Annotated in this window: 20 protein-coding genes and 1 riboswitch; of the genes, 14 read left to right on the top strand and 6 right to left on the bottom strand. The window is 74.4% G+C overall.

Annotation, left to right across the window (positions count from 1 at the left end):
• Window positions 1-4 precede the first annotated feature (4 nt).
• Window positions 5-124, bottom strand: a riboswitch (SAM riboswitch).
• Window positions 125-315: 191 nt separating this feature from the next.
• On the top strand, window positions 316-930 hold the full coding sequence (locus DE149_RS11750) for a hypothetical protein (protein WP_233490688.1): 615 nt from the start codon (window positions 316-318) through the stop codon (window positions 928-930).
• A gap of 47 nt (window positions 931-977) precedes the next feature.
• On the opposite strand, the gene DE149_RS01985 is transcribed toward DE149_RS11750, so the two are convergent.
• Together DE149_RS01985 and hisD are read right to left on the bottom strand one after the other, a co-directional pair.
• On the bottom strand, window positions 978-1,346 hold the full coding sequence (locus tag DE149_RS01985; protein WP_002855797.1) for an RNA-binding S4 domain-containing protein: 369 nt from the start codon (window positions 1,344-1,346) through the stop codon (window positions 978-980).
• Window positions 1,347-1,356: 10 nt separating this feature from the next.
• Window positions 1,357-2,673 (bottom strand): histidinol dehydrogenase, encoded by a 1,317-nt coding sequence (hisD, locus tag DE149_RS01980; RefSeq protein ID WP_113913853.1) that lies wholly within the window; start codon window positions 2,671-2,673, stop codon window positions 1,357-1,359.
• A 134-nt stretch (window positions 2,674-2,807) separates the two neighbouring features.
• Here hisD and DE149_RS01975 point away from each other — a divergent pair, with 134 nt between their 5' ends.
• Complete coding sequence (locus tag DE149_RS01975; protein WP_233490687.1) at window positions 2,808-4,385, top strand: mechanosensitive ion channel family protein; 1,578 nt, start codon at window positions 2,808-2,810, stop codon at window positions 4,383-4,385.
• Between the two features lie 16 nt (window positions 4,386-4,401).
• Here DE149_RS01975 and DE149_RS01970 read toward each other — a convergent pair whose 3' ends face one another.
• Window positions 4,402-4,938 (bottom strand): universal stress protein, encoded by a 537-nt coding sequence (locus DE149_RS01970; RefSeq protein WP_049147497.1) that lies wholly within the window; start codon window positions 4,936-4,938, stop codon window positions 4,402-4,404.
• Window positions 4,939-5,011: 73 nt separating this feature from the next.
• Window positions 5,012-5,827 carry an MBL fold metallo-hydrolase gene (locus tag DE149_RS01965; protein WP_113913852.1) on the bottom strand — a complete coding sequence of 272 codons (816 nt, stop codon included), beginning with the start codon at window positions 5,825-5,827 and terminating at the stop codon, window positions 5,012-5,014.
• Window positions 5,828-5,839: 12 nt separating this feature from the next.
• Between DE149_RS01965 and DE149_RS01960 the strand changes: the two genes are divergently transcribed.
• The 5 genes from DE149_RS01960 to DE149_RS01940 all read left to right on the top strand — a co-directional run bounded on the left by DE149_RS01960 (window position 5,840) and on the right by DE149_RS01940 (window position 12,192).
• On the top strand, window positions 5,840-6,991 hold the full coding sequence (locus DE149_RS01960) for a glutathione S-transferase family protein (RefSeq protein ID WP_113913851.1): 1,152 nt from the start codon (window positions 5,840-5,842) through the stop codon (window positions 6,989-6,991).
• Window positions 6,992-7,191: 200 nt separating this feature from the next.
• Window positions 7,192-7,959 (top strand): LamB/YcsF family protein, encoded by a 768-nt coding sequence (locus tag DE149_RS01955; protein WP_060973977.1) that lies wholly within the window; start codon window positions 7,192-7,194, stop codon window positions 7,957-7,959.
• A complete protein-coding gene (locus DE149_RS01950) occupies window positions 7,956-9,716 on the top strand; it encodes a carboxyltransferase domain-containing protein (RefSeq protein WP_101967506.1) in 1,761 nt (586 codons plus the stop codon). The genes DE149_RS01955 and DE149_RS01950 overlap by 4 nt, the downstream gene beginning before the upstream one ends.
• Window positions 9,713-11,488, top strand: a complete 1,776-nt coding sequence (locus DE149_RS01945) for a biotin carboxylase N-terminal domain-containing protein (RefSeq protein WP_101967507.1) — start codon at window positions 9,713-9,715, stop codon at window positions 11,486-11,488. The genes DE149_RS01950 and DE149_RS01945 overlap by 4 nt, the downstream gene beginning before the upstream one ends.
• A 38-nt stretch (window positions 11,489-11,526) precedes the next feature.
• A complete protein-coding gene (locus tag DE149_RS01940) occupies window positions 11,527-12,192 on the top strand; it encodes a GntR family transcriptional regulator (RefSeq protein WP_233490686.1) in 666 nt (221 codons plus the stop codon).
• Window positions 12,193-12,214: 22 nt separating this feature from the next.
• Here the strand turns inward: DE149_RS01940 and DE149_RS01935 are convergent, their stop codons facing one another.
• Together DE149_RS01935 and DE149_RS01930 are read right to left on the bottom strand one after the other, a co-directional pair.
• Complete coding sequence (locus tag DE149_RS01935; RefSeq protein WP_070709385.1) at window positions 12,215-13,027, bottom strand: putative hydro-lyase; 813 nt, start codon at window positions 13,025-13,027, stop codon at window positions 12,215-12,217.
• A complete protein-coding gene (locus DE149_RS01930; RefSeq protein WP_070709387.1) occupies window positions 13,020-14,303 on the bottom strand; it encodes an NRAMP family divalent metal transporter in 1,284 nt (427 codons plus the stop codon). The genes DE149_RS01935 and DE149_RS01930 overlap by 8 nt, the downstream gene beginning before the upstream one ends.
• Before the next feature lie 169 nt (window positions 14,304-14,472).
• Between DE149_RS01930 and DE149_RS01925 the strand changes: the two genes are divergently transcribed.
• The 7 genes from DE149_RS01925 to DE149_RS01895 all read left to right on the top strand — a co-directional run bounded on the left by DE149_RS01925 (window position 14,473) and on the right by DE149_RS01895 (window position 18,565).
• A complete protein-coding gene (locus tag DE149_RS01925) occupies window positions 14,473-15,228 on the top strand; it encodes a VIT1/CCC1 transporter family protein (protein ID WP_095353969.1) in 756 nt (251 codons plus the stop codon).
• A gap of 466 nt (window positions 15,229-15,694) precedes the next feature.
• Window positions 15,695-15,931, top strand: a complete 237-nt coding sequence (gene rpmB, locus DE149_RS01920) for a 50S ribosomal protein L28 (RefSeq protein WP_002858335.1) — start codon at window positions 15,695-15,697, stop codon at window positions 15,929-15,931.
• A 1-nt stretch (window position 15,932) separates the two neighbouring features.
• The gene (gene rpmG / locus DE149_RS01915; protein WP_002858336.1) at window positions 15,933-16,100 is read left to right on the top strand and encodes a 50S ribosomal protein L33; all 168 of its coding nucleotides are present in this window, start codon (window positions 15,933-15,935) and stop codon (window positions 16,098-16,100) included.
• Between the two features lies 1 nt (window position 16,101).
• Window positions 16,102-16,407 carry a 30S ribosomal protein S14 gene (gene rpsN / locus DE149_RS01910; protein ID WP_002858338.1) on the top strand — a complete coding sequence of 102 codons (306 nt, stop codon included), beginning with the start codon at window positions 16,102-16,104 and terminating at the stop codon, window positions 16,405-16,407.
• A gap of 229 nt (window positions 16,408-16,636) precedes the next feature.
• Complete coding sequence (locus DE149_RS01905) at window positions 16,637-16,918, top strand: HU family DNA-binding protein (RefSeq protein WP_002858339.1); 282 nt, start codon at window positions 16,637-16,639, stop codon at window positions 16,916-16,918.
• A gap of 157 nt (window positions 16,919-17,075) precedes the next feature.
• Window positions 17,076-17,771, top strand: a complete 696-nt coding sequence (locus DE149_RS11890; protein ID WP_036316817.1) for a hypothetical protein — start codon at window positions 17,076-17,078, stop codon at window positions 17,769-17,771.
• Between the two features lie 110 nt (window positions 17,772-17,881).
• The gene (locus DE149_RS01895; RefSeq protein WP_020626118.1) at window positions 17,882-18,565 is read left to right on the top strand and encodes a copper resistance CopC family protein; all 684 of its coding nucleotides are present in this window, start codon (window positions 17,882-17,884) and stop codon (window positions 18,563-18,565) included.
• Window positions 18,566-18,615: the final 50 nt, after the last annotated feature.

Here is an 18,615-nt window from a genome sequence, read left to right as displayed (position 1 = left end):
GGAGGCGCGGTACTTGCCCGTCGGGGTGTCCGAGGGGCCGAATCATCACCTGGAGCACCCCACTACTGCGTGAGAGGGTTGCCGTCCCGCCGGCCAGGGCCGTGAATGACGGGAACTCGTGATTCTGGGGTCAGCCTACGGAGGGGTCCGTGGGGTGGTCAAAGCGCGGCGGTCGCGCGGCGTCATCCGAGCTGCCCGATGTGATGCTTGACACACCGCGCATCGCCAGCCAGGATCAAGCCACTCGAGAGGGGGGCTCGAGACCGCAGCCCGCGGCCCCGCAGTCGGTTCTCTGAGAGGGATCGGATCATGCGGATGGACATCGAGAAGAAGCGTGCGGCATTGTCGGCCGCCGTGGTCGTCGCGGCTCTCCTCGGTCTCGCCATCTCGGGATGCTCCGCTTCCCCGGGCAGCGTCTCCTCCACCGCGAAGGCATCCACCGCTGCGGCGTCCTCCGTCACCGTGACGTCAGCGGCCCCCTCGGCAACCCGGTCGGCCTCCGCCACCGGTTCGTCCGCGTCGTCACCCGCCGGTGAAGAAGCACTCCCCGCCGCGCTGTTCGAGGAGGACGGGATGACGTTGGTCGAGTACACGCGCCGGCATCCGGATGCGGGCTATCTCGACCCGGAGAAGGAGTCCGTCCTGGAGGAGGCGGTCGGGACGGGCACACAGCAGATCACCGTGGACGCTCAACAGGGTGCGGTCCTTCGGGTCATCGTGCTGTGTCCTTCGGATGCCACCGGTGAGACGGAGATCCTGACCTCACGGGGTGGCGGGGGAACGAAGACCTGGATGGCCGGATCGGAGGCGCTGTGCGGCGGCTGGTCGGCGGCGACTCCCCCCGTGGATGAGGCGGGGCCGATGACGTTCACCGTCACGGTGGACAACGACAAGCCGTTCCGGATGGTGCTGACCGCACCCTCCGCATGAGGCCGCCATCACGACGGCGGATGACGGCGCGGGGAGGACTGAGACGCTCAGCGTCGGTCGCGGCCGCGCAGCGCGTCCAGCTGCCGGCGGTCCCGTTTGGTGGGCCGGCCCGCGCCCCGCTCGCGGTACGGCACCGCGAGCAGCTCACGCGGCACGGGCGGCGGGGAGTGGTCCACGTACTGCTGCCGGGCTACGGGGGCACCCACCCGCTTGGCGATCAGCCCCGTGACCTCGAGGATCCGCTCGCGTCCGTCCTGGCGCACCCGCACCCGGTTCCCGACGACGACGGGCGTCGCCGCCTTCACGGGCTCGCCGTCGATGCGCACGTGGCCTGCGCGCACGGCCGCCGTGGCCGCCGACCTGGTCTTGTACAGCCGCACGGCCCACAGCCACGCGTCGATGCGGACGCCGCTCACGCCCGCCCCCTCACGCGAAGCGGGCGCGGATCGCGGCGCCGTGCGCGGGCAGGCGCTCGTCCTCGGCCAGCACGCCGATCCCGTCCGCGACCTCCTTGAGCCCGGTCTCCGTGTAGCGGATGCGCTGCTGCAGGCGCAGGAACGTCACCGTGTTCAGACCGGAGGAGTGCCGGGCCGTCCCCGAGGTGGGGAGCACATGGTTGGACCCGGCCGAGTAGTCGCCCAGCGGCACGGGGGCGTGCGGGCCCACGAACACGGCGCCGGCGTTGCGGATGCGCCCCACGAGGGCCTCGGGGTCGCGCGTCTGGATCTCGAGGTGTTCGGTGGCGTAGCGGTCGGAGACCTCCACGGCCTGGTCCATGTCCCGCACCAGCAGCACGCCGGACTGGGGGCCGGTGAGGGCCTCGCGGATCTGGTCCTCGTGGAACGCCCCGGGCACCTGCGCCTCGATCGCCGCCAGCACGTCCCGGAGCAGGTCCTCGGAGTCCGTGATGAGCACGGAGGCGGCCAGCGGGTCGTGCTCGGCCTGGCTGATCAGGTCCGCGGCCACCCAGTCGGCGCGGGCGGTGCCGTCGGCGATCACGGCGATCTCGCTCGGCCCGGCCTCGGCGTCCACGCCGATCACGCCCTGCAGCGCGCGCTTGGCGGCGGCCACGTACACGTTGCCGGGCCCCGTCACCAGGTCGACGGGCGCGCAGAGCCACCCGCCGTCGTCGTCCTGGACGCCGTGCGCCAGCATGGCGACGGCCTGGGCGCCGCCGGCCGCGTAGACCTCGTCCACACCCAGGAGCGCGCACGCGGCGAGCACGGTGGGGTGGGGCAGGCCGCCGTGGTCCCGCTGCGGGGGCGAGGTCACCGCGAGGCTCCCCACGCCGGCCGCCTGCGCGGGCACCACGTTCATCACCACCGAGGAGGGGTACACGGCGCGGCCGCCGGGCACGTACAGGCCCACGCGGCCCACGGGGAGCCAGTGGTTCTCGACGACGGCGCCCTCGCCCAGCTCGACCGTGGAGTCCTGGGGGTGCTGGGCGGCGTGCACGAGCCGGGCCCGGCGGATCGACTCCTCCAGCGCCGCGCGCACCCGCGGGTCGAGCCCGGCCAGGGCGGCCTCGAGCGCCTCCGCGGGCACGCGCAGGGCGGGCGGACGGACGCCGTCGAACCGCTCGGCCAGCTCCAGCAGGGTCTGCTCGCCGCCGTGGCGGACCTGCTCGATGATCGGGGCGACCACCGGCACCACGGAGGACACGTCCACGTTCGCCCGCGGGATGATGCGGGACAGGTCCGCGGTGGCGGTGTCGAGCGGGCGCAGGTCGGTGACGGAGAGCATGGATTCCTCCAGAGGGGCGGCGGCGGGCCGGCGGGACGGGGCGCGACGACGGCCGGGCCCGGACCGCGCGGACGGTCAGGCTCCATTGTGCTCTTCTCCGGGGCGCGTCCGGGGGCGGGTGTCAGACTGTCGTCATGGTCTTCCCCGTCCTGCCCGCCCTCGCGACCCCGCCCCTGCTGACCGCCCTGGACCGCCTCCTGGCGGGCGAGACCGTGCCGACCGGGGTGGAGGGGGACTTCCAGGACGGGGCGGCCGCCACCACGCGGGCCTTCGGCGTGGAATGGGGGACGCTGCTGACCGTGCTGATGGCGTTCGCGATCGGCGCGGCGGTCGTGTACCTGGCCCTGCAGGTGGCACGCGTCGTGCTCGTGCGCCGCCCCGCGTTCCAGCAGGGCGCCGCGCGGCTGAGCCTGCCGGCCGCCGTCGCCGCCGGCCTGCTGGCCTCCCGGATCTGGCTCGGGGTCATGGCCGAGGAGCAGACCTGGTACCGGCCGGCGTCGTTCCTGATGCTCATCGCCGTGGCCGCGGCGGTCGCATGGGCCGCGTGGCGCCTGGTCGGCGTGATCGAGAAGGGGATCCTCGGCCGCTACCAGGAGACCAGCGTCGAGCACCGCCGCGAGCGACGCATCCGGACGCAGACCATCCTGATCCGGCGCATCCTCAACGCGGTGATCGTGGTGGTGGCCGTCGCCGTGGTCCTGCTGGGGGTGCCCGAGGTGCGCTCGCTCGGGGCCGGTCTGCTCGCCTCCGCCGGTGTGATCTCGGTGATCGCCGGCCTGGCCGTGCAGTCCACGCTGACCAACGTGTTCGCCGGCTTCCAGCTCGCCTTCACGGACGCGATCCGGGTGGGCGACGTGGTGGACATGGAGGGCGTGTTCGGCACCGTCGAGGAGATCACCCTGTCCAACGTGGTGCTCAAGCTCTGGGACGGTCGCCGCATGGTCTACCCGTCCTCGCACTTCACCACCCAGCCGTTCGAGAACTGGACGCGGGTGGGCGCCGAGGTCTCCGGCGTCGTGGAGCTGGACGTGGACTGGCGCGTGCCCATGGACGTGCTGCGCGCACGACTCACCCAGCTGCTCGAGTCCACGGACCTGTGGGACGGACGCGAACACGCGCTGCAGGTGACCGACGCGACCGGCGGCGTCGTGCGCATCCGCGCCGTGGTCTCCGCCCGCAACTCCGGCGACCTCTGGGACCTGCGCTGCCTCGTGCGCGAGGACCTCGTGGCCTTCCTGCGCCACGAGCACCCCGAGGGCATCGTGGTGCAGCGCATGGTGGTCCGGCACCCCGCCCACGGCGACGCGTCACCCGCCTCCGAAGGCTCCGACGCGGAGGCCCGCGGTGGCGACCGGACGGGTGAGCCGGGCCCGGACGGCTCCGGGGTGGCGGCCCGCGAGCCGCGCCCGCGCACCGCGCCGCTGCCGCGCGTCGACGGCGCCGATCCGCGCCCGGACACCCTCACCACACCGCTGACCCGCGTGGGCGACCACTCCGGCCTGTACACCGGCTCGATGACGGCGGTGCAGCGCAACCGCGAACTCGCCGGCCCGGGCGAGGAGGCGTTCGCCGAGCGGCGCGCGCAGCAGGCCAAGCAGGCGGCGGAGGCCGCGGCGGCGGACGAGGCCGGACGGCGCAGCGGCGCCGGCTCCCACGCGGACGGCCTCCTCGACGACGCCGTCACGCGCCGCCGTCAGGACGACGAGGACTGAGGCCCGGCGGGAGCGCTCAGCGCTCGAGCGTCGGGTCCCCGGAATCGACGGGTGTGAGCCGACGCCGCTCGGCCATCGGCTCGGACGCGGGCAGGCCGTGGGCGGCCGGGTCCGTCTCGGCGACGTGGCTCACGGCCTCGGGCGTGTGGTCCCCGTACTGCCGGTACTCCTTCACGCACAGCACCGGCTGATCGATCTCCTGCAGCAGCTCGTCCGAGACCGATCCCATGACGAACCGGCCGAAGCCGCCGCGGCGGCGCACGCCGATGACCACGATGGACGGGTCCAGCTCCGCGGCCACGTCCTTCATCTCCTCCACCGTGGACCGGCCGCGCGCGTACTGACGGAACTCGGCCGTCACGCCGGATGCGTCCAACCGGGCCTGCACGCCGCGCTGCTGCTCCTCCGTGACGAGGGACTTGGTGCGGTGCTCGCCGCCGGGGCCCGCATTGACCACCACCACGTGCTCGCCGGTGGAGCGGGCGATGTCCAGGGCGGTGTCCAGAGCGGCGTCCGCGGCCTTCGAGGGGGCGTAGCCGACGAGGATGGTCATGGGGTGCCTCCGCGGGGTCGAGGGGATGGGTCTGAGGTCAGCGTAGTGCGGGCCGGGCCCGCGGCGGAGGGGCTCAGCCCTCGCGCAGGTGGCGCAGGTGCGCGGCCACCGTCTGGACGGCCACGCGGGCCACGGTGCCGGTGAGGCCGGGGTAGATGCGCGGGGCCAGGTCCTCGGGTGTGATCGTCGCCGCCTCGGTCTCGGGCAGCGCGGCCAGGGCGGCGCGGATCTGCTCCAGGCGGCCCTCGCGGTGGTGCCGGTAGTCGCGGGCGACGACGTCCATCGGCTCCGGCACGGGCCCGTGCGCAGGCAGCACCGTGAGCGGGCCCGCCGCCTCGAGGCGGCGCAGGCTGGCCAGGTAGTCGGTGAGGGTGCCGTCCGGGTGGTCGAGCATGGTGGTGCCCGAGCCGAGGATGGTGTCGCCCGTGATGACCGCGCCGTGCGCGCCCGCGTCCGGGACGGCGAACGAGTAGGAGTCCGAGGTGTGGCCCGGGGTGTGCCACGCCAGCACCGGGGTGCCGGCGACGTCGATCCGTTCGTCCGGCGTCAGGACGGCGGCCCCGCCGCGGCACCAGTCCGGGTCCGCGGCGCGCACGGGGGCGCCCGTGGCCGCGTGGAACGCGTCCACCCCGCCGGTGTGGTCGGCGTGCCGGTGCGTCACCAGGATGAGCGCGATCCGGCGCCCCTCGGCCGCCGCACGCACGCGCTCGAGGTGGGCGGCGACGTCGTCCTCCGGGCCCGGGTCCACCACGACGGCCGCGTCCGAGTCCGGTGCGGCGACCACGTACGTGTTGGTGCCCGCGAGGGTCATCGGGGAGGGGTTCTGGGCGGTCACGCAGCGCACCAGCGGGGCGGGCGTGGGGCCGGGCGTGGCGGTGGTCGTCGTCATAGGCTCGAGTGTATGGAGAACCAGCAGACCGGCCAGGCCGCGGACCGCGGCACCATCGACACGCGCGAGGGGCTCACGGGCAACTACGTGCAGTCCGGGGCGGAGTTCACGCGGGACACGAACTACATCGCGGACCGGATCGTGGCGGATCCGGAGGCCGTGCGGGCCCTGCCCGTGGCCGAGCCGTCCACGGTCGGCCGCGTGGGCGGCGGGCTCACCGAGGGGGCCGAGGCGTGGCCCGTCGAGGCGGGCCGCTACCGGCTCGTGGCGGCGCGGGCGTGCCCGTGGGCGAACCGGACGATCATCGTGCGTCGCCTGCTCGGCCTGGAGGACGCGATCTCGCTGGGCACCCCGGGGCCGACCCACGACGAGCGGTCCTGGACCTTCGACCTCGACGAGGGCGGGAAGGACCCCGTGCTCGGCACCGAGCGGATCCAGGAGAACTACTTCACGCGGTTCCCCGACTACCCGCGGGGCATCACGGTGCCGGCGATCGTGGACGTGCCGACGGGCGGCGTCGTGACCAACGACTACCCGCAGATCACCCTCGACCTCTCGACGGAGTGGACCGCGTTCCACCGCGACGGCGCCCCGCAGCTGATCCCCGACGCCGGGCCGGAGCGGGACGAGATGTTCGAGGTGATCGAGCGCGTGTTCACCGAGGTGAACAACGGCGTGTACCGGTGCGGCTTCGCGGGGTCCCAGGAGGCGTACGACGCCGCGTACGAGCGGCTGTGGACCGCGATGGACTGGCTCGAGGAGCGCCTGACGACGCGCCGCTTTCTGATGGGGGAGCGGATCACCGAGGCCGACGTGCGGCTGTTCACCACGCTGGTGCGGTTCGACCCCGTGTACCACGGGCACTTCAAGTGCAACCGGAACAAGCTGACCGAGATGCCGGCGCTGTGGGGCTACGCGCGCGACCTGTTCCAGACCCCGGGCTTCGGCGACACGATCGACTTCGCGCAGATCAAGGAGCACTACTACGTGGTCCACGAGGACATCAACCCGACGCGCATCGTGCCCGCGGGCCCGGAGCTGGGGAGCTGGCTGAGCGAGCACGGGCGCGAGGAGTTCGGCGGTGACCCGTGGGGTGGCGGCACCGCACCCGGGCCCGTGCGCGAGGACGAGCGCGTGGACCCGGAGCACACGCCGCTGCGGTGAGGTCGCCCGGCCCGGCCCGCAACGCGGGTTGAGTTATCGCGGGTGGCGCGGCTGAACACCCGCGATAACTCAACCCGCGTTGCCGAGTGGACCGGGTGAGCGTCAGAAGGGCGCGCCGAGGATTGTTGAACAATCCCCCCTCATGCCTCAAGATTGTGTGACCGGCACCTCAGCCGGGCCCGATCCGAGAGGACTGCACCGTGTCTCACGCGCCGCAGATCGACCTGAACTCCGACGTCGGCGAGTCCTTCGGCTCGTGGACGATGGGGGACGACGCCGCCATCATGCCCTCCGTCTCCTCTGCCAACGTCGCGTGCGGCTTCCACGCGGGCGATCCCTCGGGGATCGCCCAGACCTGCCGTGACGCGGTCGCCGCAGGCGTCACGATCGGCGCGCACGTGGGCTACCGCGACCTCGCCGGCTTCGGCCGCCGCTTCCTGGACTGCACGCCCACCGAGCTGGCCGACGACGTCCTCTACCAGATCGGCGCCCTCGACGCGCTCGCCCGCGCGGCCGGCGGCCGGGTCCGCTACGTGAAGCCGCACGGCGCCCTCTACAACACGATCGTCCGTCACGAGGCGCACGCCCAGGCCGTCGTCGACGGCGTCAGGGCGTTCGGCTCCGACCTCCCGCTGCTGCTCCTGCCCGGCTCCGTCGCCCTGGACAAGGCGGCCGCCGCGGGGCTGCGCGGCGTCGCCGAGGCCTTCGCGGACCGCGGCTACAACCCGGACGGCACGCTCGTCTCCCGCCGCGAGCCCGGCGCGGTCCTCCACGACGAGGACGACGTCGCCGCCCGCATGGTGCGCCTGGCCACCGAGGGCGTCGTCGCGGCGGTGGACGGCACGGACGTGCGCGTCGACGCCGAGAGCATCTGCCTGCACGGCGACACGCCCGGCGCCGTGGCCATGGCCGCGGCCGTGCGCCGCGCGCTCGAGGGCGCGGGCGTGTCCATCAAGGCCTTCGCATGAGCGCCCCACATCACCCCGCCGCCGAGCCGCCGGCCCGCCCGATCCGCTGGGTCGGCACCCAGGGCTTCCTCGTCGAGTGCGCCTCGCTCGAGGACGTCATGGCCGTCCACGCCCACCTCACGGCCCACCCGGAGCGCGGCCAGCGCCAGGTCATGGCCGCCGCCGCGACCGTCCTGGTGACCTTCACCTCGCAGGCCGCCGCCGAGCACGCCGCACCGCGGGTCAGCACTCTCACCCCCGACGCCGGTGAGCTGACGGGGGGCCGCGTCGTCGAGATCCCCGTGGTCTACGACGGTGAGGACCTCGCCGAGGTCGGCCGGCTCACCGGGCTCGGCGTCGACGGCGTCATCCGGGCCCACAGCGAGGCCGACTGGTTCGCCGCGTTCGGCGGCTTCGCGCCGGGGTTCATGTACTGCGCCTCCGAAGCGGCCCCGTTCGAGGCGCCCCGCCGCAGCTCGCCCCGCACGGCCGTCCCCGCGGGCGCCGTCGCCGTCGCCGGGGCCTTCTCTGCCGTCTACCCGCGCACCTCGCCCGGCGGCTGGCAGCTGCTGGGGCACACCACCGCGGCCCTGTGGGACCTCGGCCGCGAGCAGCCCGCCCTGCTGCAGCCCGGCGACCGTGTCCGCTACGTCCCCGTGCGCCCGACGGCGTCCGTCACCTCCGGCACGGACGCGGCGGTCGACGCCACCCCGCCCGCCGACGCCGCGGCCGGCCTCCCGTCCGTGGCCGGCCGCCGCGGCGTCACCGTCGTGGACCCGGGGCTCCTGACCCTGGTCCAGGACCTGGGCCGCCCGGGCCTGGGCGACCTCGGCGTCGTCGTGTCCGGCGCGGCCGATCGGGACGCGGCGCGCCAGGCGAACCGGCTCGTGGGCAACCGCTCACGCGAGGCGGTGCTGGAGACCGCCCTGGGCGGCCTCACCCTCACCGCGCACGGCCACCAGGTGATGGCCCTGGCCGGCGCCGAGGCCGGCGGGACGATCACCGCGGCCGACGGCGCCACGCGCCGGGTGCCCGCCCGCACGCCGTTCGTCGTGCTGGACGGCCAGACGCTGACGGTGGACGAGCCGGTCGGCGGCCTGCGCGTGTACGTGGGCCTCCGGGGCGGGATCGACGTGCCGCCCGTGCTCGGCAGCCGCTCGACCGACACCCTGTCCGGGCTCGGCCCCGCCCCGCTGACGGCGGGGGACCGCCTCGCCCGCCGCGTCGGCCCGGATGCGAGGGGCGCCGCCGGCGCCTCCGCCGCGAGCCCGACCGCCGCCGGCGCCCCCGCCTCGGCGGAGGCCGGCGTCGCGACGGTGGGGGACCCGGAGACCTCGCTGCGCCCCATGCCCGCGCCCGGCCAGGTGGCCGTGCTGCGCGTGGTCCCCGGCCCCCGCGACGACTGGTTCGGCGAGGCGGGCCTGGAGCGCCTGTTCACGCAGGACTGGGACGTGAGCCAGCAGACCGACCGGATCGGGGTGCGCCTCACGGCCCCCGACGACGGCGCGCCGCTCGAGCGCGTGCGGGAGGGCGAGCTGAAGTCCGAGGGCGCCGTGCGCGGCGCGCTGCAGGTGCCGCCCTCGGGTGAGCCCGTCCTGTTCCTCTCCGACCATCCGGTCACCGGCGGCTACCCGGTGATCGGCGTCGTGGCCCGCGCGGACCTCAGCCTGGCGGCCCAGCTGCCGCCGGGCGCCCGCGTCCGCTTCGTCCCCCATCCCCGCCCCGGCGCCGAGACCGTCGTCGACTCCGCATCGCCCTCCGAGGAGACCCCCGCATGACCACCACCCCCGCCGCCCGCCCCGTCACGCGGGTGCTCATCGCCAACCGCGGCGAGATCGCCGTGCGCGTGGCCCGCGCCGCCCGCGACCACGGCATCGCCTCGATCGCCGTCTACTCGGATCCGGACGCCGACGCCCTGCACGTGGCCGTCGCGGACGAGGCCTTCCACCTGCCGGGCGCGTCCTCGGCGGACACCTACCTGAAGATCGACGCGGTCCTCGACGTCGCCCGCCGCGCCGGCGCCGACGCCGTGCACCCGGGCTACGGCTTCCTCTCCGAGAACGCCGACTTCGCGCAGGCCGTGATCGACGCCGGGATGACCTGGATCGGCCCGTCGCCGGACGCCATCCGCGCCCTCGGCGACAAGATCACCGCCCGCTCCCTCGCCCAGCAGGCGGGCGCCCCGCTCGTGCCGGGTTCGGACGGCCCCGTGCCGGACGCCGCCGCCGCGCGCGCGTTCGCCGAGGAGCACGGCCTGCCGATCGCCATCAAGGCGGCCTTCGGCGGCGGCGGCCGCGGCATCCGCGTGGTGCGCGAGCTCGGCGACGTCGAGGACGCGTTCGAGGCGACCGTCCGCGAGGCCGTCGCCGCGTTCGGCCGCGGCGAGTGCTTCGTGGAGCGCTTCCTGGACCGCCCCCGCCACGTGGAGGCCCAGGTCCTCGCCGACGAGCACGGCCACGTGGCCGTGCTCGGCACCCGCGACTGCTCCCTGCAGCGCCGCAACCAGAAGCTCGTGGAGGAGGCCCCGGCGCCGTTCCTCACGGACGAGCAGCGCGAGCGCATCCACACCTCCGCCCGCGAGATCTGCCGCGCCGCCGGGTACACCGGGGCCGGCACGGTCGAGTACCTCGTGGCCCCGGACGGCCTCATCAGCTTCCTGGAGGTGAACACCCGCCTGCAGGTGGAGCATCCGGTCACCGAGGAGGTCTTCGGCGTGGACCTGGTGCGCGAGCAGTTCCGCGTCGCCGCCGGCGAGCCGCTGAGCATCCCCGAGGACCCGACGCCGCGCGGCCACGCCCTCGAGTTCCGCCTCAACGCTGAGGACCCGGCGTACGGCTTCCTGCCCGTGCCCGGCCCGATCGACGCGTTCGAGGCCCCCACCGGCCCCGGGGTCCGCATGGACTCGGGCGTCCGCACCGGCTCCGTGGTGCCGGGCGAGTACGACTCCCTGCTCGCCAAGCTCATCGTGTGGGGCGAGGACCGCGCCCAGGCCATCGCCCGCGCCCGCGACGCCCTGGCCGAGCTGCGCATCGACGGCGTGCCCACCGTGGTGCCGTTCCACCGCGCCGTGCTCGAGCAGGACGCCTTCACCTCGGGGGACCGCCTCGGCGTCTACACCACGTGGATCGAGTCCGAGTTCGCCGAGCCGCTGGCCGAGTCCCCCTACCTGGGCGCCGAGGTGCCTGCGGGCGGCCGGACTGCCGTCACCGTCGAGCTGGACGGCCGCGCCGTGCGACTGGGCCTGCCCGCCGATCTCTACGCGGCCCTCCTCGGAGGCGGCGGCGCGGGTGCCGCGGCCCCGGCCGGCGCTGCCGGCGCCGGGAAGCCCGACGACGACGGCACCGTGGCCTCGCCGGTCACCGGCACCCTGGCCTCGTGGAAGGTCGAGGACGGCGCCGAGGTGGCCGAGGGTGACACGGTCGCGATCGTCGAGGCGATGAAGATGGAGACGCCGATCCGTGCCCCGCGTGCGGGCCGGATCCAGCTCCTCGTGGCCGAGACCCCGGCCTCGGTGACGCGCGGCCAGGCGATCGCCCGGCTGGGGGCGTGAGGGTGCCGGCGCGCGGCGGTGTCACCGGGGAAGGCATCGTGCCCGGCGCCGGCGGCGGGGAGTCCGCCCCGGCCCCGGCTCCCGTGGCCGCGGCCGCGCAGCTGCGGCAGCGGATCGCGGCGGCCGGACTCGTGCCGGGGGAGCGGCTGGGAGAGGTGGCGCTGGCCGCCGAGCTCCAGGTCAGCCGCAACAGCCTGCGCGAGGCGTTCACCATGCTGGCCTCGGAGGGCCTCGTGGAGCGACGGCCGCACCGCGGGGTGTTCGTGGCGGCGCCGGGTCCGGAGGACGTGCGCGGGCTGTACCGCACGCGTCGGGTGATCCAGCTCGGCGCCCTCGAGCACGGAGAGCTCACCCCCGGCGCGGCGCGCCACCTGCGCTGTGCCCAGGACCTGCTCTCGGGCGGCCCGGACACCCCCGCGCGGGTCCTGGGCGACGCCAACCATCGCGTCCACGTCGGTATCGTGGACCTGGCAGGCGCCCCCGAGCTCACGCGGCTCATGGCGTCGGTGCAGGCCCGCGTGCGCCTGGCGTTCCACCCCATGGACGAGCAGACGCGCCTGCACGTGCAGTTCGCGGACCGCAACCGGTGGATCGTGGAGCGGCTGCTGGCCGGCGACCTCCCCGCGGTGCACGCCATGTTCGGCGACTACCTGGACGAGGCGGAGCAGTTCGTCCTGGCGCACCTCGCCGCCGTGGGGGACTGACCGCCTGCCCGGGCCCTGACGGTCACGGGACCTGGAACATCCGGTCCGGCAGGTCCGTGATGAGCATGTGCCCGGGCGCGTGCGTGATGGCCAGCGGCGGGCGGGACTCCATGATCGCCGCCTGCGGCGTCACCCCGCACGCCCAGAACACGGGCAGGTGGCCCTGCGGGACCTCGACGGCGTCGCCGAAGTCCGGTGCCGACAGGTCCGTGATCCCGAGGCCGGCCGGGTCGCCCACGTGCACGGGCGCGCCGTGCACCGCGGGGTAGCGGGAGGTGATGCGCACGGCGTCGGCCACACGGTCGGCGGGGATGGGGCGCATCGAGACCACGAGCGGGCCCGAGAGGCGGCCCGCCGAGGCGCAGCGCCGCGTGGTGCGGTACATCGGCACGTTCACACCGGCGTCCTGGTGGGCCATCCGGATGCCCTCGGCCACCAGGGCGGACTCGAAGGTGAACGAGCAGCCGATCACGAACGTCACGAGGTCGTCCCGCCACACGTCGAGCAGATCCGTGGGGCGGTCCGTCTCGACGCCGTCGCGGTACACCACGTACTGCGGCACGTCCGTGCGGACGTCGCCGTCCAGCGCGGGGCCGTTGACCTCGCCGGCCTCGAACACGCCGAGCAGCGGCAGGGCCTGGGGGTTGCGCTGGGCGAAGAGCAGGACGTCGTAGGCGTGGTCCTGCGGGATCGAGACGAGGTTCGCCTGCGCGTAGCCGTCGGCGATCCCCGAGGTCGGCCGCACGAGCCCCGCGCGGAACCGCTCGCGGGCCTGCGCGGGGGTCGTGGCGCCGTCCAGCGGCGGCAGCGGCGTCGTCGTGGTCATCTCAGGCACCGGTGATCATCTCGACCATGGGGATGAACCCGCGCACCGCGATGAACACGGAGACGATCCACGCGAGCGCGCCGATCACGAGCAGCCACCCGGGGTAGCGGTAGCCGTGCAGCAGGTCGCGGCGGCGCCAGGCCACGTACAGGAGGGCGGCGAAGCCGACCGGCAGGATCATGCCGTTGAACGCGCCGGCGAACACGAGCAGCGTCTGCGGGGCCTGGCGCAGCGCCAGGTAGAGGGCGGTGCAGACCACGATGAAGGCGACCGTCAGCAGGTTGCGGGTGCGGGCGCTGGTGGTGGAGCGGGTGACGAAGCTGATCGAGGTGTACGACGCGCCGATCACGGAGGTGACGGCGGCGGCCCACAGGACGATGCCGAACATGCGCAGGCCGATGTCGCCGGCGGCGGCCTGGAAGGCGGAGGCGGCCAGGTTGTCCTTGGACAGCACCGCCCCCGAGGCGACGACGCCGAGGATCGCCAGGAACAGGAGGGCGCGCATCAGGCCGGTCACGAGGATCGAGGCCACGGAGCTGCGGGTGATGTCCTGGACGTCGTCCACGCCCTTCACTCCGGAGTCGATCATGCGGTGGGCACCCGCGTAGGTGATGTAGCCGCCGATGGTGCCGCCCACGAGGGTGACGATCACGAAGAAGTCGACCTCCTCCGGCATCACGGACTGGCGCAGGGCCTCGCCCACGGGCGGGGCGGAGGTGATGGCCACGTACAGCATCAGCAGGATCATGACGGCGCCGAGCGCCACCACGATCCGGTCCAGGGCCACGCCGGCGCGCTTGGAGAGGAAGATCAGCAGCGCGATGAGCGCGGAGACGCCGCCACCGATCAGGGGGTCGACGCCGAGCATGGCGTTCGCGCCGAGGCCGGTGCCGGCGATGTTGCCGATGTTGAAGACCATGCCGCCGAGGAACACGAGCGCGGCGAGGACCCAGCCGAGGCCGGGCAGGACGCGGTTCGCCAGCTCCTGGGCGCGCATGCCGGAGACGCCGATGACGCGCCACACGTTCATCTGGACGGCGATGTCGATGAGGATCGAGACCAGGATGGCGAACGCGAACGCGGCGCCCATCCGGACGGTGAACGTGGCGGTCTGCGTGATGAAGCCGGGGCCGATGGCCGAGGTGGCCATGAGGAACATGGCGCCGAGCAGTGCGGTGCGCCGGGTGGCGCTCGCGGCACGGGAGTCCGTCTTCGGTGCGGTGCCCGAGGGGGTCGCGCCGTCCGGCCCGGCGTGGGGGATGTCTGCGTGGGACACGGTGGTCACCTTCGTCGAGGGCGCCGGGCGAGGTGACGGGCGTCACGAGGCGCTGGGGGAGACGGTAGCTGTTGTTGAACAATCCTGGCAACAGCGAGACCGGGTGTCGTGGCGTCCCCGTCCGAAGGAACGCCTCACCTGTCTGGCGCGCCCCGCCCGGCGCCGCGAGCATGGAGACATGTCGCACACGTCTGAACAGTCCTCGCCCCTGGCAGATCAGCTCCCGCCGGGCGGTCCCGACGAGCCGCACGCCACCGGCGGCGTGCATGCCCGCCTCAACTGGCTCCGCGCGGGCGTGCTCGGTGCCAACGACGGCATCGTGTCCGTCGCGGCCACCGTCGTCGGTGTCGCCGGTGCGACGACGGCGTTCACCCCGATCCTGCTGGCCGGCGCCGCGGCCGTGGTCGGCGGCGCCTTCTCCATGGCGCTGGGCGAGTACGTGTCCGTCTCCTCGTCCTCCGACTCGCAGAAGTCGCTGATCGCCAAGGAGCGCCGTGAGCTCGAGGAGGATCCCGAGGGTGAGCTGGAGGAGCTCGTGCAGCTCTACGAGGCGGACGGCCTGAGCCGGGCCACGGCCGAGGCCGCCGCGCGGGAGCTCACCGAGAAGGATGCGCTCGCCGCGCATCTGCGCATGGAGCTGGGCATGGCGGAGGAGGACGTCGTCAGCCCGTGGGCCGCCGCCGGGGCGTCCTTCCTTGCGTTCCTCGTGGGCGCGCTGCTGCCCTTCCTGACGGTCGTCCTGGCGCCGGTGGGCCTCCGCGTCCCGTTCACGTTCGCCGTCACCCTCGTGGCCCTCGCCGTCACCGGCTGGGTCGGGGCCCGGCTCGGCGACGCGCCCGCGCTGCGGGCGGCCGTGCGCGTCGTCCTCGGCGGCGCCCTGGCGCTCGGCCTGACCTTCGCGGTGGGCTCGCTGCTGGGGGCGTCGGTCGCCTGATCCACGCCGGAGGGGTGGGCCGGCCCAGCGCCCGTGGCCGCGCCGTGGCGCGCGCGGAGCGGCCCCGGGGGCCGAGGACCGTGCGCATACCACAGGCGCCCCCCCGTCGAGTTGAAGCGACGCCCACGGTTCGCGTAAGGTGGGACGGCGCACGCCGCGTTGTTCTCGTCGTTCCATCGGTCAGGTGACCGGGCGGACGGCGGGTCGGAAAAGCAACGCGCTCCCGCAGACCGGATCCCGGGACGTCCTCAGGGCGGACCGGGGCTCACCGTCCACACCAGCGATCCCATAAGGAACTTCGGTTGGCTCTCACCCAGCCTGGTCCCCCTTTTCGAGAAGTCGCAGTAAGAGTGCGGTGTCCACACCCGGGGCGGGGCTCACAACAGGTGTCCGCGGACAGGTCCGCGGCTCGCCGCCATGCGGGTTCCGCCCGTCCTTTTACTACTACTTGCCACGAGGAGTGATCATGGCAGCTCACTGCCAGGTAACCGGGGCTGGGCCGGGATTCGGCCACAGCATCTCCCACTCGCACCGTCGCACCAAGCGCCGGTTCGACCCGAACATCCAGAAGAAGACCTACTGGGTCCCCTCCCTGCGCCGCAACGTCACGCTGACGCTGTCCGCCAAGGGCATCAAGACCATCGACGTGCGCGGGATCGACGCCGTCGTGGCGGACCTGATCGCGAAGGGAGTGAAGCTCTGACATGGCCAAGGACAAGGACGTTCGTCCGATCATCAAGCTGAAGTCCACCGCCGGGACCGGGTTCACCTACGTGACCCGCAAGAACCGCCGGAACAACCCGGACCGCATCACCCTGAAGAAGTACGACCCGGTGGTCCGCAAGCACGTCGACTTCCGAGAGGAGCGCTGAGATGGCCAAGAAGTCCAAGATCGCCAAGAACGAGCAGCGCAAGGCCATCGTCGCCCGCTACGCCGAGAAGCGTCTCGAGCTGCGCAAGACCCTCGTGGACCCGAACGCCTCGGACGAGGCCCGCGAGGCCGCTCGCCTGGGCCTGCAGAAGCTGCCCCGCGACGCCTCCCCGGTGCGCGTGCGCAACCGCGACGCCATCGACGGCCGTCCGCGCGGCACCTTCCAGCGCTTCGGCATCTCCCGCGTGCGCTTCCGCGACATGGCGCACCGTGGCGAGCTGCCCGGCGTGACCAAGTCCTCCTGGTGACCCGCGGCCCGGTCTCCGGGCGTTAGGCACCACCACGACGGCGGCGCCCCTCCTTGAGAGGGGCGCCGCCGTCGTCGTGCATCGGGGGCGAAGGCCGTCAGGGTCACAGGAAATCGCGGATTCTCGCCGTTCGGGGGGCGAATCGCCGGCCCGGAGGTGGTACGTTCACAACTGGCAGCCCGGTCCGAACGGTCCGGGAACCGTAACCGACGTCCCATAGGGAGGACCCATGGCCATGAACCGCAAGGAACTCGTCGCCGCCGTCGCAGAGCGCTCCGGCAACACCCAGGCCGCTGTCAGCGACGTGCTGGACGCCCTTTTCGAGGTGTTCACCGCTCAGGTCAAGAAGGGCGAGAAGGTCTCGATCCCGGGCTGGCTGGCCGTGGAACGCACCGAGCGCAAGGAGCGCACCGGTCGCAACCCGCGCACCGGTGAGGAGATCACCATCCCGGCCGGTCACTCCGTGAAGGTGACCGCCGGCTCCAAGCTCAAGGCCGCCGCCTCCGAGTGATCCCGGTCGCGACGCGGGTCCCCGGACCCGCGTCGGACACCGCAGGACGGGCGCCCCACCCTCGGGTGGGGCGCCCGTCGTCGTGTCCGGCCGCGTAGGATGGGCGGACGATCGTCCGGCCGACGTGGACCGGGGCCGTCAGGAGAGGAGTCGTGGCATGCGCAGCGCCGTCGCCGCCGCTCCGTGGGCCCCGTCCGGCCTCGAGGACGCCCCTCCGCGCGTCGTGCGTGGGCCGGCCCGTCTGGCCCGGGGCTGGGCCGGGGCCCTGGCGATGACCGCCCTGGCCGCGCTGTTCCACACCGCCGCCGAGCCCGGCCACGGGTTCCCCGAGGTCGGCGTGGTCGCCTTCGCGGCCGTCCTCGCCGCCCCGCTCTGCACCGCCCTGGCGGGCCGCGCCCTCTCGCTGTGGCGCACCGCCGCCGCCGTCGCGATCGCCCAGGGGCTGTTCCACGTGCTCTACGGGCTCGCCGCCGGCGGCCACGCCGTGGCGCCTGCCGCCGGCGTCGACCCCGCCCACCTCGGCCACGCCCGTCCCGGCGCCGGGGCCCTCCTGGCACCGGGGGAGGCCCTGTCCGGCGCCCCCGCCGGCCACCTGACCGACCTGCGCATGCTCGCGGCCCACGTGATCGCCGCGGTCCTCACCGTGCTGGTGCTGCGGCGCGGTGAGGCCCTCGTGCTCACCATCGCCGAACGCGTGGTGGCCGTCGTCTGCCCGCCGCCGGCAGCGCACGGCCCCCTGCCGACGCCGGCCCGCCTCCGTGTCCCCGTCCCGCCGGTGCTCCGGCCGGTGACGTCCCTCGCCCTCCTCAGCTCTCCGGGGCGGCGCGGCCCGCCGTTCGCCCTCGCGGCCTGAGGACGCCGGCTCCGTCCGCGTCTCGAGCCCCGACCGCGCCCGACGACCCTTCGGAACGGTCCGCCCGCGACTCCCGTCCGGGACCGCGGCAGACCCGTGAGGACACCACCATGCATCACCAGACCACCCCTGTCCGCCGCGCCGCTCGCGCCGCAGCCGGACTCACCCTGCTGCCCGCCCTCGTCGTCGCCGGAGCCGCCCCCGCGGCCGCGCACGACGAGCTCATCCGCACCGCCCCCGCGGTCGGCGAGACGGTCACGACGGCGCCGTCGGAGGTCTCACTGACCTTCAGCGGCGAGCTGATCGACGGCGAGGGCATCCAGAACCTCGTGCAGGTCCGCGACGCCGACGGCAACCAGTGGCAGTCCGCCGCCGGCACCGGGGACGGCCCCACCTTCTCCGCGCCGCTGTGCGAGGGCCTGCCCAACGGCGACTACGAGGTCGCCTACCGCGTCGTCTACTCGGACGGACACTCCGAGGAGCGCTCGTTCGACTTCGCGGTGGACGACCCGGCCGCACCGGCCGCCGGCACCGCGCCCCAGGGCTGCGGCACCGCCGTCGCCGGGGCCTCGACCGCCGCCTCCCCGGAGGCCACGGCAGGCCAGGGCGACGCCGCCTCGGCCGATGCGACCGCGCAGGCGGACGGCTCCGACGCCGCGCAGCCCGCGGACTCCGACGCGCTGCCCGCCTGGGTGTGGGTCGCCGGCATCGCCGGCCTGGCCGTGCTCGTGGTGGCCTTCCTCCTGATGGGCCGCCGCGCCCGCGCACTCGGCCACCTCGACGACGGCCGCTGACCTCTGATCCCCGGCCGGCCCCCTGAGGGGACCGGCCCCGCCCTCGCGCG

The sequence above is a fragment of the Micrococcus sp. KT16 genome (assembly GCF_003315015.1).
Taxonomy (GTDB): Bacteria; Actinomycetota; Actinomycetes; order Actinomycetales; family Micrococcaceae; genus Micrococcus; species Micrococcus luteus.
Note: the sequence above shows the minus strand (reverse complement) of the source record. Positions and strands in the feature narration are given on the sequence as shown.

What these genes read in the sequence shown, in the direction of transcription:
- rpmB (WP_002858335.1), top strand. Translation starts at nt 15,695, where the DNA reads ATGGCAGCTCACTGCCAGGTAACCGGGGCTGGGCCGGGATTCGGCCAC.
- DE149_RS11890 (WP_036316817.1), top strand. Translation starts at nt 17,076, where the DNA reads ATGCGCAGCGCCGTCGCCGCCGCTCCGTGGGCCCCGTCCGGCCTCGAG.
- DE149_RS01950 (WP_101967506.1), top strand. Translation starts at nt 7,956, where the DNA reads ATGAGCGCCCCACATCACCCCGCCGCCGAGCCGCCGGCCCGCCCGATC.
- DE149_RS01905 (WP_002858339.1), top strand. Translation starts at nt 16,637, where the DNA reads ATGGCCATGAACCGCAAGGAACTCGTCGCCGCCGTCGCAGAGCGCTCC.
- DE149_RS01970 (WP_049147497.1), bottom strand. Translation starts at nt 4,938, where the DNA reads ATGACCATCCTCGTCGGCTACGCCCCCTCGAAGGCCGCGGACGCCGCT.
- rpsN (WP_002858338.1), top strand. Translation starts at nt 16,102, where the DNA reads ATGGCCAAGAAGTCCAAGATCGCCAAGAACGAGCAGCGCAAGGCCATC.
- DE149_RS01895 (WP_020626118.1), top strand. Translation starts at nt 17,882, where the DNA reads ATGCATCACCAGACCACCCCTGTCCGCCGCGCCGCTCGCGCCGCAGCC.
- rpmG (WP_002858336.1), top strand. Translation starts at nt 15,933, where the DNA reads ATGGCCAAGGACAAGGACGTTCGTCCGATCATCAAGCTGAAGTCCACC.
- DE149_RS01960 (WP_113913851.1), top strand. Translation starts at nt 5,840, where the DNA reads ATGGAGAACCAGCAGACCGGCCAGGCCGCGGACCGCGGCACCATCGAC.
- DE149_RS01975 (WP_233490687.1), top strand. Translation starts at nt 2,808, where the DNA reads ATGGTCTTCCCCGTCCTGCCCGCCCTCGCGACCCCGCCCCTGCTGACC.
- hisD (WP_113913853.1), bottom strand. Translation starts at nt 2,673, where the DNA reads ATGCTCTCCGTCACCGACCTGCGCCCGCTCGACACCGCCACCGCGGAC.
- DE149_RS01925 (WP_095353969.1), top strand. Translation starts at nt 14,473, where the DNA reads ATGTCGCACACGTCTGAACAGTCCTCGCCCCTGGCAGATCAGCTCCCG.
- DE149_RS01945 (WP_101967507.1), top strand. Translation starts at nt 9,713, where the DNA reads ATGACCACCACCCCCGCCGCCCGCCCCGTCACGCGGGTGCTCATCGCC.
- DE149_RS01965 (WP_113913852.1), bottom strand. Translation starts at nt 5,827, where the DNA reads ATGACGACGACCACCGCCACGCCCGGCCCCACGCCCGCCCCGCTGGTG.
- DE149_RS11750 (WP_233490688.1), top strand. Translation starts at nt 316, where the DNA reads ATGGACATCGAGAAGAAGCGTGCGGCATTGTCGGCCGCCGTGGTCGTC.